Source organism: Streptomyces sp. NPDC046727 (genome assembly GCF_040645635.1).
In the GTDB taxonomy this organism is placed as follows: Bacteria; Actinomycetota; Actinomycetes; order Streptomycetales; family Streptomycetaceae; genus Streptomyces.
Genome location: NZ_JBEYYR010000018.1, coordinates 83639 through 97089, shown reverse-complemented (window position 1 = coordinate 97089; position 13451 = coordinate 83639). Strand labels below are relative to the sequence as shown.

General features: G+C 73.6%; 13 protein-coding genes. 12 read left to right on the top strand and 1 reads right to left on the bottom strand.

Annotated elements, in window-relative coordinates; all coding sequences use genetic code 11:
* Positions 1 to 43: 43 nt before the first annotated feature.
* From ABZ937_RS22950 to ABZ937_RS22895, 12 genes are all read left to right on the top strand, one after another.
* Positions 44 to 2284, top strand: a complete 2241-nt coding sequence (locus tag ABZ937_RS22950) for a bifunctional diguanylate cyclase/phosphodiesterase (protein WP_361694644.1) — start codon at positions 44 to 46, stop codon at positions 2282 to 2284.
* Between the two features lie 132 nt (positions 2285 to 2416).
* Positions 2417 to 2911, top strand: coding sequence for a cupin domain-containing protein (locus ABZ937_RS22945; protein ID WP_361694642.1), 495 nt, complete (start codon positions 2417 to 2419; stop codon positions 2909 to 2911).
* 95 nt (positions 2912 to 3006) lie between these two features.
* Positions 3007 to 3303 (top strand): Asp-tRNA(Asn)/Glu-tRNA(Gln) amidotransferase subunit GatC, encoded by a 297-nt coding sequence (gene gatC / locus ABZ937_RS22940; RefSeq protein WP_006130840.1) that lies wholly within the window; start codon positions 3007 to 3009, stop codon positions 3301 to 3303.
* Positions 3304 to 3308: 5 nt separating this feature from the next.
* Positions 3309 to 4808 carry an Asp-tRNA(Asn)/Glu-tRNA(Gln) amidotransferase subunit GatA gene (gatA, locus tag ABZ937_RS22935; protein ID WP_361694640.1) on the top strand — a complete coding sequence of 500 codons (1500 nt, stop codon included), beginning with the start codon at positions 3309 to 3311 and terminating at the stop codon, positions 4806 to 4808.
* Entirely contained in the window at positions 4805 to 5044 is a 240-nt protein-coding gene (locus ABZ937_RS22930) for a hypothetical protein (RefSeq protein ID WP_361694638.1), read from the top strand. Before gatA ends, ABZ937_RS22930 begins: the two co-directional genes overlap by 4 nt.
* A 16-nt stretch (positions 5045 to 5060) precedes the next feature.
* Entirely contained in the window at positions 5061 to 6575 is a 1515-nt protein-coding gene (gene gatB, locus ABZ937_RS22925; RefSeq protein WP_361694636.1) for an Asp-tRNA(Asn)/Glu-tRNA(Gln) amidotransferase subunit GatB, read from the top strand.
* Between the two features lie 75 nt (positions 6576 to 6650).
* Positions 6651 to 7004 carry a hypothetical protein gene (locus tag ABZ937_RS22920; protein WP_361694634.1) on the top strand — a complete coding sequence of 118 codons (354 nt, stop codon included), beginning with the start codon at positions 6651 to 6653 and terminating at the stop codon, positions 7002 to 7004.
* A gap of 40 nt (positions 7005 to 7044) precedes the next feature.
* Positions 7045 to 7620: a GNAT family protein gene (locus tag ABZ937_RS22915; RefSeq protein ID WP_361694632.1), complete on the top strand. Its 576-nt coding sequence runs from the start codon at positions 7045 to 7047 to the stop codon at positions 7618 to 7620.
* 35 nt (positions 7621 to 7655) lie between these two features.
* The gene (locus tag ABZ937_RS22910; RefSeq protein WP_361694630.1) at positions 7656 to 8234 is read left to right on the top strand and encodes a hypothetical protein; all 579 of its coding nucleotides are present in this window, start codon (positions 7656 to 7658) and stop codon (positions 8232 to 8234) included.
* Positions 8235 to 8431: 197 nt separating this feature from the next.
* On the top strand, positions 8432 to 8623 hold the full coding sequence (locus ABZ937_RS22905) for a hypothetical protein (RefSeq protein WP_361694628.1): 192 nt from the start codon (positions 8432 to 8434) through the stop codon (positions 8621 to 8623).
* Positions 8624 to 8853: 230 nt separating this feature from the next.
* Positions 8854 to 11922, top strand: a complete 3069-nt coding sequence (locus ABZ937_RS22900) for an AAA family ATPase (protein WP_361694626.1) — start codon at positions 8854 to 8856, stop codon at positions 11920 to 11922.
* A 38-nt stretch (positions 11923 to 11960) separates the two neighbouring features.
* On the top strand, positions 11961 to 12170 hold the full coding sequence (locus ABZ937_RS22895; protein ID WP_361694624.1) for a DUF6191 domain-containing protein: 210 nt from the start codon (positions 11961 to 11963) through the stop codon (positions 12168 to 12170).
* Positions 12171 to 12194: 24 nt separating this feature from the next.
* Here ABZ937_RS22895 and ABZ937_RS22890 read toward each other — a convergent pair whose 3' ends face one another.
* Positions 12195 to 13352 carry a PQQ-dependent sugar dehydrogenase gene (locus ABZ937_RS22890; RefSeq protein ID WP_361694622.1) on the bottom strand — a complete coding sequence of 386 codons (1158 nt, stop codon included), beginning with the start codon at positions 13350 to 13352 and terminating at the stop codon, positions 12195 to 12197.
* Between the last annotated feature and the right edge of the window lie 99 nt (positions 13353 to 13451).

The following is a 13451-nucleotide window of genomic DNA, read 5'->3' as shown; positions in this document are numbered from 1 at the left end:
GGGCCGCGTGGCGTGGGCACCGCCGGCTGTGAGAGGGACGGGAATGGAACCGACCGAGAGCGCCGCCCCGGACTCACGGCTGCGCCTGCGCCGCCGCGCGGGCGCGTGGCGGGGGAGCCGCTGGACCGCACGGGCCGACGGGCGTACGGGCGTGCAGACCCGCCCGGCCGGACCGGGCGCCGCCGCCGAAGCCCACCCCCCGCTGCCGCTCGCCATCGCACCCGCCCCCGGCCTGGCCGGCGGCGACACCGAACGGCACCCGTCCTGGCCGGCGCTGCCCGCGGCCGTCGTCGCCGCCGCCGGATTCGTCCTGGGCGCCGGCTTCTACCGCGCCTACATCGGCCACCACGCCCTCTTCCCGTCCGGCACGGTCGGCTGGGCACTGGCCCTGCTCACCGGCGTCATCGTCGGCCACCTCGTCATGCTGGGCCGCGCCCGCTGGTGGGGCGGCACCGGATCGGGCGCCGCCCTCACCCTCGCCGTCCTGCTGCTGTACGGCTGGGTGCCCGCCGGCCTGGTCAGCCTCACCGTCGTGGTGCTGGTCGGCATCGCCCGCCGGCACCGCTGGCGCCAGGGCGTGCTGCACGGCGCGGTGGACATCCTCGGCATCGGCGTCGGCGCCCTGCTGCTCCGCGCGTTCGGCCGGGTCCCGAGCGTCGAGCAGCCCTGGCGGCCCGACAGCTGGACCGTCACCACGGCCCCCGCGATCGTCCTGGTCGCCGTCGCCTACCTCGCCGTCAGCCGTGGCCTGCTGTGGTACCTGCACGCCCCGCGCGGCGGCGGGGTGCCCACCGCCGCCCGCACCGCCCTGGTCAGACAGGGGCTGGTCGCCGTCGCGCTGCTCGGCATCGCGCCCCTGGTGTGCGTCGTCGCCGACGCCCAGCCGATCCTGCTCCCGCTGTTCGCCATCCCGCTCATCGCCCTGGACTCCACGCTGTGGATGGCCCGCGCCCGCGCCGAGGAGCAGCTGCGCGACCCGCTGACCGGGCTGCCCAACCGGCAGTGGCTGCTGGAGCGGATCTGGACGGCCCTGGACGACGCCGAGCGCATCGGGGCCCGCGCCGCGCTCATGCTGATCGACCTCGACCGCTTCCGGTCGGTGAACGACACGCTCGGTCATCTGGCCGGCGACCGGCTGCTGCTCCAGATCGCCGACCGGCTGCGCCTCGCCCTGCCGCGCGGCGCCGAGGCCGCCCGGCTCGGCGGTGACGAGTTCGCCGTCTTACTGCCCGTCGCCGACTCCACCACGTCGGCCACGCGCGTCGCCCGCGGCCTCGTCACCGCCCTCAGCTCCCCGCTCGACCTGGATGGGCTCACCCTCGTCCTGGAGGCCAGCGCCGGCGTCGCGGTCTTCCCCGATCACGCGCTCGACGCCGAGGGACTGCTGCGCCGCGCGGATGTCGCGATGTACCAGGCGAAGCGGGACCGTACGGGCGTCGAGGTCTACGAGTCCAAGCGGGACTCCAACACCCCGGACCGCCTCGGCCTGCTGGGCGACCTGCGCCGGGCGCTGGACGCGCACGAGGTGCAGCTCCACTACCAGCCCAAGGTCCGCTTCGACGGACAGGTCGCCGGCCTGGAGGCACTGGTCCGCTGGGTGCATCCCGAGCGCGGGAAGGTTCCGCCGGACGAGTTCATAGCGATAGCCGAGTCCTCCGGGCTGATGCCCCACCTCACCGAGTACGTGCTGGAGACCGCGCTCGGCCAGGTCGCCCGGTGGCGGGCGCAGGGCCTCAGGGTCCCGGTCGCCGTCAATGTCTCCCCGCGCGACGTCCACACCCCCGGTTTCGCCGGCTCCGTCGCCGCCCGGCTGGCCCGGCACGGGGTCCCCGCCGGGGCGCTCCAGCTGGAGATAACCGAGCACGTGCTGCTGGAGGACCCGCAGCGGGCCGCCGACACCCTCGCCGGGCTCACCGGGCACGGCGTGAAGATGTCCCTCGACGACTTCGGCACCGGGTACTCGTCCCTGGTGCACCTGCGGCGGCTGCCGGTCAGCGAGCTGAAGATCGACCGCTCCTTCGTGGCCCGGCTGGCGGTCGACGCCGAGGACGCCGAGATCGTGCGCTGCACCGTCGACCTCGCCCATTCGCTGGGCCTGCTGGTCGTCGCCGAGGGCGTGGAGGACGACGAGACGTGGGAGCGGCTGCGGGATCTCGGGTGTGACGCCGTGCAGGGGTGGCTGGTCGCCGCGGCGATGCCGCCCGAGGAGACCACCGCCTGGCTGCGGGCCCGTGGGTCGCGTGGATGGCAGCGGTCGCCCGCGGCGCTTCCGGCCGCCGAGTAGCGTTCCCGCCCGCGCGGCGGAGCCGAGTGCCGATACCGGGCCGAGGCGTGGTTCACGGCCGCTGTGGAACTCGTACGGCCGGCAGACATGTGGGCCGTGGCCTTCGGGATCCACTTCGCAAGGGGGAATGCCATGTCACTGTTCGTGCCGAAGTTCGACGATTCCGTGATCGTCCGCGGCGCCGATGCCGAGGTGGTCGGGGACAGCCCCGTCGCCGTCCAGCTGCTGGCCGACCGGAGCGCGACCGGAGGGGCGCTGTCCACCGTGCGCGTCACCCTGGCGCAGGGCGCCGACGGAGCGCGGCCCCACCTCCACCACAACGGCGCGGAGATGTTCTACCTGCTCGACGGGTGCGCCGAGATCCTGTCCGGCGACGACATCGTCACCGCCGAGCGCGGCGATCTCGTCATCGTCCCGCCCGAGAAGCCGCACGCCTTCGCCGCCGTGCCGGAGGCCACGGCGGACATCCTCATCGTCTTCACGCCGGGCATCGAGCGCTTCGAGTACTTCCGGCACCTCCAGCGCATCCGCCTCGGCGAGGCCACCCCGGAGAGCATCCTTGAGGTGCAGGACCGGTACGACAACCACTTCCTCAGCAGCGAGGTCTGGGAGGGCCGCCGAGGCTGACGGGCGGCGGGCCGGGGAAACCGTTTCACGGCCACCCGGCCCCGCCCCATAGGATTGGCCCCAAACCACACACACTCACCCCAGAGGATCGCTGCATGCCTGGCATCACGCGCGAGGAGGTCGCCCACCTCGCCCGGCTGGCGCGTCTGGAGCTGAAGCCCGAAGAACTCGACCACTTCGCGGGACAGCTTGACGACATCATCGGCGCGGTCGCCCGCGTCAGCGAGGTCGCCGACCAAGACGTACCGCCGACCTCGCACCCGCTCCCGCTGACGAACGTCATGCGGGCGGACGAGGTCCGTCCCTCGCTCACCCCCGAGCAGGCGCTCTCCGGCGCCCCCGCCCAGGAGCAGCAGCGTTTCAAGGTGCCGCAGATCCTGGGGGAGGAGTGACCGCCATGACGGACCACACCATCATCAAGCTCACCGCGGCCGAGACCGCCGCGAAGATCGCCTCCGGCGAGCTGACGGCCGTCGAGGTCGCCGAGGCCCACCTCGCCCGCATCGAAGCGGTCGACGAGAAGGTGCACGCCTTCCTGCACGTCGACCGCGAGGGCGCCCTCGCCCAGGCCCGCGCCGTGGACGAGAAGCGCGAGCGCGGCGAGAAGCTCGGCCCGCTGGCCGGCGTCCCGCTCGCGCTCAAGGACATCTTCACCACCGAGGGCGTACCCACGACCGTCGGCTCGAAGATCCTGGAGGGCTGGATCCCGCCGTACGACGCGACGCTCACCAAGCGGCTGAAGGCCGCCGACGTCGTCATCCTCGGCAAGACCAACATGGACGAGTTCGCCATGGGCTCGTCCACCGAGAACAGCGCCTACGGCCCGACCGGCAACCCCTGGGACCTCACCAAGATCCCCGGCGGCTCCGGCGGCGGCTCCTCCGCCGCGCTCGCCTCCTTCCAGGCCCCGCTCGCGATCGGCACCGACACCGGCGGCTCCATCCGCCAGCCGGCCGCCGTCACCGGCACGGTCGGCGTGAAGCCGACGTACGGCGCGGTGTCCCGCTACGGCATGGTCGCCTTCTCCTCCTCCCTGGACCAGGGCGGCCCCTGCGCCCGTACGGTCCTGGACGCGGCCCTGCTGCACGAGGTGATCGCCGGCCACGACCCGCTGGACTCCACCTCCATCGACGCCCCGGTCCCGCCGGTGGTCGAGGCCGCCCGCAACGGCAGCGTGCAGGGCATGCGCGTCGGCGTGGTCAAGCAGTTCCGCGGCGAGGGCTACCAGGCCGGTGTCATCCAGCGCTTCGACGAGTCGGTCGAACTGCTCAAGGAGCTGGGCGCCGAGATCGTCGAGCTGGACTGCCCGTCCTTCGACCTCGCCCTGTCGGCGTACTACCTGATCGCGCCGTCCGAGTGCTCCTCCAACCTCGCCCGCTTCGACGGCCTGCGCTACGGCCTGCGGACCGGCGACGACGGCACCCACTCGGCCGAGGAGGTCACCTCCCTCACCCGCGAGGCCGGCTTCGGCCCCGAGGTCAAGCGCCGCATCATGCTCGGCACGTACGCCCTGTCGAGCGGCTACTACGACGCCTACTACGGCTCGGCGCAGAAGGTCCGCACGCTCATCACGCGGGACTTCGAGAAGGCCTTCGAGCAGGTCGACGTGATCGTCTCCCCGACGACCCCGACCACCGCCTTCGCGATCGGCGAGCGCGCCGACGACCCGATGGCGATGTACCTCGCGGACCTGTGCACGATCCCGACCAACCTGGCGGGCAACGCGGCCATGTCCCTGCCCTGCGGCCTCGCCCCGGAGGACAACCTCCCGGTGGGCCTGCAGATCATCGCCCCGGCCATGAAGGACGACCGGCTGTACAAGGTCGGCGCTGCCGTCGAGGCCGCCTTCGTGGAAAAGTGGGGGCACCCGCTCCTCGAGGAGGCTCCGTCGCTGTGAGTGCGCTGACCAAGGCCAAGGGCTTCAAGAAGTCCAAGTCCGGTACGTACGTGTCCATGGCCGCCACCGCGTTCGGCGCGTTCGGCGCCGTGAAGCAGATCAAGAAGGCCCGCGCCGAGAACGACACGCTGCGGCTCGTCGACGCCGTCGTCACCGCCGCCGGCATCGTCACCGGCCTCGCCATCCTCTACCGCGAGCTGAAGCGGCTGGGCGACGACGACGTCCTGCTGGGCTGAGAGGGAAGTTTTCACCGTGACCACCACGACCGACCTGGTGTCGTACGAGGACGCGCTGGCGTCGTACGACCCCGTCATGGGCCTTGAGGTCCATGTCGAACTCGGCACCAAGACCAAGATGTTCTGCGGCTGTTCGACCTCGCTCGGCGCCGACCCGAACACCCAGACCTGCCCGGTCTGCCTCGGCCTGCCCGGCGCGCTCCCGGTCGTCAACGCGACCGGCGTCGAGTCCGCCGTCAAGATCGGTCTCGCGCTGAACTGCGAGATCGCCGAATGGTGCCGCTTCGCCCGGAAGAACTACTTCTATCCGGACATGCCGAAGAACTTCCAGACCTCCCAGTACGACGAGCCGATCGCCTTCAACGGCTACCTCGACGTGCAGCTGGAGGACGGCGAGATCTTCCGCGTGGAGATCGAGCGCGCCCACATGGAGGAGGACACCGGCAAGTCGACGCACGTCGGCGGCGCCACGGGCCGCATCCACGGCGCGCAGCACTCCCTCCTCGACTACAACCGCGCCGGCATCCCGCTGATCGAGATCGTCACCAAGCCGATCGTCGGCGCCGGCGAGCGCGCTCCCGAGGTGGCGAAGGCGTACGTCCGTGAGCTGCGCGAGCTGATCCGGGCGCTCCGCGTCTCCGAGGCCCGTATGGAGATGGGCCAGATGCGCTGCGACGTGAACCTGTCGCTGATGCCGAAGGGCGCGGAGAAGTTCGGCACGCGCTCGGAGACGAAGAACGTCAACTCGCTGCGTTCCGTGGAGCGAGCGGTCCGCTTCGAGATCCAGCGGCACGCGGCCGTCCTCGGCGACGGCGGCACGATCGTCCAGGAGACCCGCCACTTCCACGAGGACACCGGGTCCACGACCTCGGGCCGCGTGAAGGAGGAGGCCGAGGACTACCGGTACTTCCCGGAGCCCGACCTCGTCCCGGTGGCGCCCTCGCGCGAGTGGGTCGAGGAGATCCGCGCGGCGCTGCCGGAGATGCCGCTGGCCCGCCGCACCCGCCTGCTCGCGGAGTGGGGCATCTCGGCCACCGACATGCAGGCGATCCTGAACGCCGGCGCGCTGGACCCGATCGTCGCCACGATCGACGCCGGTGCCGACGCGGCCTCCGCCCGCAAGTGGTGGATGGGCGAACTGGCGCGCAGCGCCAACGAGTCGGGCAAGACGCTGGACGAGCTGGCCATCACGCCGCGGCAGGTCGCCCGGATCACCGAGCTGGTGAACTCCGGCGACCTGAACGACAAGCTGGCCCGCCAGGTCATCGAGGGCGTCCTCGCGGGCGAGGGCACCCCGGACGAGGTCGTCGAGAAGCGCGGCCTGAAGGTCGTCTCCGACGACTCGGCGCTCGGTACGGCGGTCGACGAGGCCATCGCCGGCAACCCCGGCATCGCGGACAAGATCCGCGGCGGCAAGGTGGCCGCGGCCGGCGCCCTGGTCGGCGCGGTCATGAAGGCCACCCGTGGCCAGGCCGACGCGGCCCGCGTCAAGGAGCTGATCCTGGAGAAGCTGGGCGTCAGCGAGGGCTGAGCCCGCAGCTCGTCGTACGGCCCCGGAGGCATGCCCTCCGGGGCCGTACGGCTGCCTGCGCTACGCTCGCCCGCCATGAGTGGACGCACCGATTCCGACACCGACCCCTCGATAGCCGAGGCCGCCTGGAACCGCGAGGACACCCAGGGCGACGAGGGCGGCGAAGACGGCGAGGAGTACGCCGAGGGCGCCCGCCGGGCCCGCTGGACCGCGGCCGGCACCGGAGCGCTGCTCTGCCTCGCGGGCCTCGCCGCCGCCCTGATGCGGCTCACCGGATCCGCGCCCGCCCGCGTCCCCGCCGCCTACGCCCTCGGGGCCGCCGTCTGCGCCCTCGCGGCGGTGCTCGGCGCCAGGGGCCGTACCCGCAGGGCGTTGTGGCTGCTGATCGTGGGGACGATGGTGATGGCACTCGGAGACCAGTTCGACTGAAGTGCCCTGGTGGACGAACTGCGGAAGGAAGAACGGCACGATGTACGCGACATCGCTCGGTGACGACGGCGCCGAACTGCGGCCCCTGGAGGTCTGGCACGCGGCGGAACTGCTCGCCAACATAGACCGGGGACGGGAGTTCATCGGCCGGCACATCGGTCTGGCGGACGCGGTGTCCGATCTCGACGGCGCCCGTGGCTGGCTGAAGTCGTACGCCGACAAGCGCGGCGCCGACGCGGGCAGCCTGCACGGGATCTGGCTGGACGGAAAGCTCGTCGGCGGGCTGCTGTTCCGGGTCTGGGACACCCCGAGCGGGGTCTGCGAGGCCGGCTGCTGGCTGGAGCCGGCGGCGGCCGGGCGCGGGCTGGTCACGCGCGGCATGCGGGTGCTGCTCGACTGGGCCTTCGAGGAGCGCGGCATGCACCGGGTGGAGTGGTACGTGTCCTCGGCCAACGAGCCCAGCATCAACGTGGCCCGGCGGCTCGGCATGACCCGCGAGGGCGTGCTGCGCGAGCACTACCCGCACCGCGGGGTGCGCACCAGCACCGAGATCTGGGCGGTCCTCGCACCCGAGTGGCGTGCGGCACGCGCGCGTACCGCGCACAACGATCATTAAGAGACCTCTCAGACAGCGTCCGTACGGTGCCAGGCATGGCAACGAAGACAGCGCAAGGCACCGAGGTGCGCAAGGACGACGAGACGGAGGAGGCCGGCACCGCCGAGGAGACCCAGGCCCCCGAGGCCGCGGACGCCGAGGCAGCGGACGCCGAGGAGGGCCAGGAAGCCGAGGAGGGCGCGGAAGCCGGTGCGGAGGACGGCGCCGCTGACCCGGCGCCCTCCGGGATCGGCCAGGGCGCCGGCGCCGTCGTCTCCGCCGCACTGGGCCTGGTCTCGCTCAGCGGCGGCTGGATCGGCACCGTCGCCTCCGCCCGCGAGCAGCTCATCGGCCAGCTGCGGACGTCGTCGTCCGCGAGCGTCGCCACGCAGCTCAAGGAGGTCTACGGCGACGCCTGGCACACCACCGCCCTGTGGGCCGGCCTGTTCGCACTGACCGCGCTGATCACCGGTGTGGTCGTGCTGGCCCGCCCCGCGTTCGGCGCCCCCGGCCGCCCGCAGGCCGCCTGGATCAGGTCGGTCGCCTGGGCGGGCGTCTCGCTCGGGGTCGTCGGACTGATCCTGGCCGTACTGAAGTACTCCGACGCACTGCTCGCACTGCCCTCGGCCGGCTGAGAAACCCGCAGGTCCCAGGGGCCTTAGGCGATCCGTGAGCACCTTACGGACGTCCTGAGGCCCCTTACGCGCGCCCGCATCCCCACGGCCGGCCGAAGATGCGGAACTCTCCCGATGTGGCGGACCCCCCTGGGAGACGAAGGTGGAGTCATCGCAAGAAGCGACGCACGACACCGAACTCTCCGGAAGGACCCGCCATGTACGGGCTCGAACTGCACCAGCTCCGCTCCGCCGACCTGCGCCGCACGGCCCAGCAGGAGCGCCTGGCCCGCGAGGCCGTCCGCATCCGCCGCGCCGCCCGCCGCGCGGAGTCGGCCGGCCACGGCACCCCGGTCGCCGAGTCGCATACCGACCGCCCCCGCCGGCTCCGGCTGCCGCGCACCGCGTGACCACGGGGGCGGAGAGCGGCCGGACGGGGGTCGGCCGCTCACAGTCCCAGGGCCGTACGGTTTCCCAGCGAAGCCGTACGGCCCTTCCCGTGGTACGGCCCGCGGTTCTCCCGGTGCGGCCCGTGGATCTCCCGGTGCCGTCGGCGGCTCCGCCGGGTGCCGGAACGAGCGGTACGACCATCGCACAGGGGCTGTGGAAAACGGGTGCCAGGCGGTCCCGGCACCATGCGATGCTCGGGCCCGTGGAGACCAGGTCCGTCAGTCCCGTGTTCGTCGGCCGCACCGACGAGTTGGACACGCTGAACGACGCGCTCGCCCGTGCCGCCGCGGCCGAGCCGCAGGCGCTGCTGCTCGGCGGCGAGGCCGGCGTGGGCAAGACCCGCCTCGTGGAGGAGTTCGCCACCGCCGCGGCCGGCCGCGATGCCGTGGTCGCCGTCGGCGGCTGCGTGGAGATCGGCGCCGACGGGCTGCCGTTCGCCCCCTTCTCCACCGCGCTGCGCGTCCTGCGTGACGCCCTGCCCGAGGAGTTCGCCGCCGCGGCGGCCGGCCAGGAGGAGGAACTGGCCCGGCTGCTGCCCGACCTCGGCGAGGCCGGCGCCGGCCGCCACGACGAACAGGGCATGGCCCGCCTGTTCGAACTCACCGCCCGGCTGCTGGAGCGGGTCGCCGCCGCCCGCACCGTCGTGCTCGTCCTGGAGGACCTGCACTGGGCGGACGCCTCCACCCGCCACCTCCTCGCCTACCTCCTGCGCACCCTGCGCGCCGGCCGCCTCCTCGTCCTGGCCACCTACCGCTCCGACGACATCCACCGCCGCCACCCGCTGCGCCCCCTGCTCGCCGAACTGGACCGGCTGCGCACCGTCCGCCGCGTCGAACTCGCCCGCTTCACCCGCGAGGAGGCCGGCCGCCAGATCGCCGGCATCCTCGCCGCCGAACCCGACCCCGCCCAGGTCGACGAGATCTACGCACGCTCCGACGGCAACGCCTTCTTCATCGAGGAACTCGCCGTCGCCGTCGCCGAGGGCAACTGCACCGGCCTCACCGACTCCCTGCGCGACCTGCTCCTGGTCCGGGTCGAGGCGCTGCCCGAGAGCGCCCAGCGGGTCGCCCGGATCGTCGCCGAGGGCGGCTCCACGGTGGAGTACCGGCTGATCGCCGCCGTGGCCCAGCTCACCGAGGACGACCTCATCGAGGCGCTGCGGGCCGCCGTCGGCGCCCACATCCTCACCGTCACCCGCACCGGCGACGGCTACCGCTTCCGGCACTCCCTGGTCCGCGAGGCCGTCGCCGACGACCTGCTGCCCGGCGAACGCTCCCGGCTCAGCCGCCGCTACGCCGAGGCCTTGGAGGCCGACCCGGCGCTCGTCCCCGCCGATGCCCGGGTGATGCGCCTGGCCAGCTACTGGTACCACGCGCACGACGCAGCGAAGGCCCTGCCCGCCGTCCTGGCCGCCGCGGCCGTCGCCCGCCGCAGGCACGCCTACACCGAGCAACTCGGGCTGCTGGAGCGGGCGATGGAGCTGTGGGACACCACCCCGGAGGAGGTCCGCGCCGCCCTGCGCCCGGCCGACTACGCGGAGGCCTGTCCGCCGGCACCGCCCGAAGGGCGCGCGGGCACCCACGGTGACCGCGACCCTGCCACCACACCGCTGCGCTATCTCGACCTGCTGGCCGAGGCGGCGCTGGCAGGCCGCTTCGGCGGCGAACGCGAACGCGCCCTGAAGATCACCAAGCAGGCCCTGCGGCTCCTGGACGAGGAGCGGGACCCCCTGCGCGCCGCCTGGTTCTGGGTGCAGCGCTCCCGGCTGGTCCAGGCCCAGGCCCGCGGCGACGGCCGGCACGAACTGGCCACCGCCCAGGACCTGGTGCGCGGCCTGCCGCCGTCCGAGGTGCACGCCGAGGTGCTGGCGGTCGCCGCCAACTGGTCCATGCAGCACCGGCCCGGCCCCGAGGCCCTCACCGCCGCCGAGCGGGCCGTGGAGTACGCGCGGATGGTGGGCGCCCGCGAGACCGAGCTGCACGCGCGCCTCACCCTGGGCGGCCTGACGGTGGAGGCGGGCGACCCGGAGACCGGCCTCGCACAGATGCGGCAGGTGCTGCGGGACACCCAGGCGGACGGCATGCACCATGTCGCGGGCCGCGCCTATGTGAACCTGCCGTCCGCGCTGCAGAGCGTCGGCCGGGACCGGGAGGCCGTCCCGCTGCTGCGTGAGGGCATCGACTTCTGCCGCCGGTACGGCCTGCTGGAGTCCGGGGCGCGGGCGTGGGGCAGCCTCTCCGAGGCGCTCTACTCGCTCGGCCGGTGGCAGGAGGCAGCCGAGGCCGCCGCGCACGCCACCCGCGTCGGCCACAGCGCCCGGCCCCGCGGCGCGGGCGCCCTGCACCAGGCCCGCCTCGCCCTGGCCCGCGGCGACCTCGCCGAGGCCGGCCGCCGGCTCGCCGCCGCCCGCTCCTGGTACGGCACCCATGACCCCGTGCCCCAGCAGACCCTGCCCGTGGCCCGCATCGCCCTCGGAGTCGCCGCCGCCGAGGGCAGGATCGACGACGCCCGCGCCGCCCTGCTCCCGGTCCTGGACGCCGGCTTCCCGCCCGGCACCCACCGCCACGGCTGGCCGCTGCTGCTCGCCGCCGTCACCGCCGAGGCCGACGCCCGCACCCTGCCCGCCGCCCGGCCCGGCCGCTCCGAGACCCTGGACCGCCTCGCGACGGTCGTACGGACCCTCACCACCGGTGTCCCCCTCTGGGGTGCCTACGGCCAGTGGACCCGGGCCGAACTGCTGCGCGCGCGGGGCCGGGACACCGTCGACACCTGGTCCCCGGTCGTCACCGCCTTCGAGTGCCTGGACCGCCCCTACGACCTCGCCCGGGTCCGGCACCGCCTCGCCGGAGCGCTGCTGGCCGAGGGCGGCGAGGACGAGCGCGACCGTGCGGTGGAGCTGCTCCGGCTGGCCGCGGCGGTCGCCGCCCACCTGGGCGCCCGCCCCCTCGCCGACGCCGTCGCCCGGCTCGCCCGGCGCGCCCGTCTCAGCCTGGCCCGCGCCTCGGAGCAGGCCCCGGCCGACCCGGCCGCGGCGCTCGGCCTCACCAGCCGGGAACGGGACGTCCTCGGCCTGGTCGCGGCCGGCCGCACCAACCGGCAGATAGCCGAGGAGCTGTTCATCTCGCCGAAGACCGCGAGCGTCCATGTCTCCAACATCCTGAGCAAGCTGGGCGTCTCGGGCCGGGGCGAGGCGGCGGCGGTGGCGCACCGGCTGGAACTGTTCACGGCCGGGACGCTCGCTGCCGAATCACCGGGCTGAGACCTACGCTGGAGAAAACCGGCAACGAGGGGGGAGCCGTGTTCAACGTCTTCGAGGACCTGTTCGCGCCCGGCCGCAAGCACACCCGGGACGAGCAGAACCGACTCGAACTGACCCGCGAGGACGTCGGCGACAACGACCCGGGCCACGGCCCGATAGACCTGTCGTCCGGGAAGGCGGTGATACGCCTGCCCCAACGGGCGCCTGACGAACCGCCGGCCGCCGAGGCGGCGCCGGATGAGGCGTGAGGGAGGGAGCCGCGCCTGGCGGGGCTAGCTCACCCGCACCTCCAGCACCCGGTCGTCCCCCTTCTTCGGGGTGCCCCGGCCGTCCGTGTTGCTCGTCACCAGCCAGAGCCTGTCGCCACCGGCCGGGACGACCGTACGCAGGCGGCCGTAGGTGCCGGTGAGGAGCGCCTGCGGGGCGGCCGAGGCCGAGGTGCCGTTCAGCGGGATGCGCCACAGGCGCTTGCCCTTGAGGCCGGCCATCCAGATCACGCCGTTCACGTAGGCGATGCCGCTGGGGGAGGCGTCGTCGGTGTGCCACTGGGCTATCGGGTTGTGGAACCCGGCGTCGGCGGACCTGCCCTCGGCCCGCGGCCAGCCGTAGTTGTCGCCGGGCTTGATCGCGTTCAGCTCGTCCCAGGTGTCCTGGCCGAACTCCGAGGCGAACAGCCGCTGCTTGTCGTCCCAGGCCAGACCCTGGACGTTCCGGTGGCCGTACGAGTACACGGGGGAGTCCGGGAACGGGTTGCCCGGTGCCGGCTCGCCCTCCGGGGTCAGCCGCAGGATCTTGCCGCCCAGTGACTTCCGGTCCTGGGCCAGACCCCGCTGCCCGCTCTCACCGGTGCCCGCGTACAGCATCCCGTCCGGGCCGAACGCGATCCGGCCACCGTTGTGGATGACGCCCTTGGGGATGCCCCGGAACACCGTGTCCGGAGCGCCCAGTTGCTCACCGGCCGGCTTCCGCTCGTCGTACAGCATGCGGACGATGCGGTTGTCCGAGGCCGAGGTGAAGTAGGCGTAGACCATGTGGTCCGAGGCGTAGTCGGGGGAGAGGGCGATGCCCAGCAGGCCGCCCTCGCCGGCCGGCGAGACCCCGGAGACCGCGCCCAGTTCGGTCTTCTCGCCCGTCTTCTCGTCGACGCGGACGATCGTCCCGTCGTCCCGGGAGGAGACCAGCAGCCCCCCGCCGGGCAGCGGAGCCAGTCCCCACGGCGTCTTCAGGCCCTCGGCCACCGTGCGCAGCACCCGCGCCGAGCCCTTGGCCGGGGGCGCCGACCCGGTGCCCCGCGGGGCGGTGGCGGCGCCGGGCGACGTGGCGGCAGGCGCCCTGCCCGGGGAGTCCCCGCCGCCGGAGGAGCAGCCGGCCGTCAGCAACAGGGCGGTCGCGGCCAGCACGGCCGGTACAGCTCGACGTCGCACGATCAAGGTCCCTTCCAGGCGGCGGTCCCGAGGCAGCGGTCCAACGGCACCCTCTCCCTCTCATACACCGTGGGCGCCGCCCGGGTTCCCGGTCTTGGGGAACCG

Bases quoted from the DNA above. Each gene is read 5' to 3' on its own strand.
- ABZ937_RS22920 (WP_361694634.1), top strand. From the start codon at position 6,651: ATGAGTGGACGCACCGATTCCGACACCGACCCCTCGATAGCCGAGGCC.
- ABZ937_RS22900 (WP_361694626.1), top strand. From the start codon at position 8,854: ATGCTCGGGCCCGTGGAGACCAGGTCCGTCAGTCCCGTGTTCGTCGGC.
- gatC (WP_006130840.1), top strand. From the start codon at position 3,007: ATGCCTGGCATCACGCGCGAGGAGGTCGCCCACCTCGCCCGGCTGGCG.
- ABZ937_RS22915 (WP_361694632.1), top strand. From the start codon at position 7,045: ATGTACGCGACATCGCTCGGTGACGACGGCGCCGAACTGCGGCCCCTG.
- ABZ937_RS22910 (WP_361694630.1), top strand. From the start codon at position 7,656: ATGGCAACGAAGACAGCGCAAGGCACCGAGGTGCGCAAGGACGACGAG.
- gatA (WP_361694640.1), top strand. From the start codon at position 3,309: ATGACGGACCACACCATCATCAAGCTCACCGCGGCCGAGACCGCCGCG.
- ABZ937_RS22950 (WP_361694644.1), top strand. From the start codon at position 44: ATGGAACCGACCGAGAGCGCCGCCCCGGACTCACGGCTGCGCCTGCGC.
- ABZ937_RS22945 (WP_361694642.1), top strand. From the start codon at position 2,417: ATGTCACTGTTCGTGCCGAAGTTCGACGATTCCGTGATCGTCCGCGGC.
- ABZ937_RS22905 (WP_361694628.1), top strand. From the start codon at position 8,432: ATGTACGGGCTCGAACTGCACCAGCTCCGCTCCGCCGACCTGCGCCGC.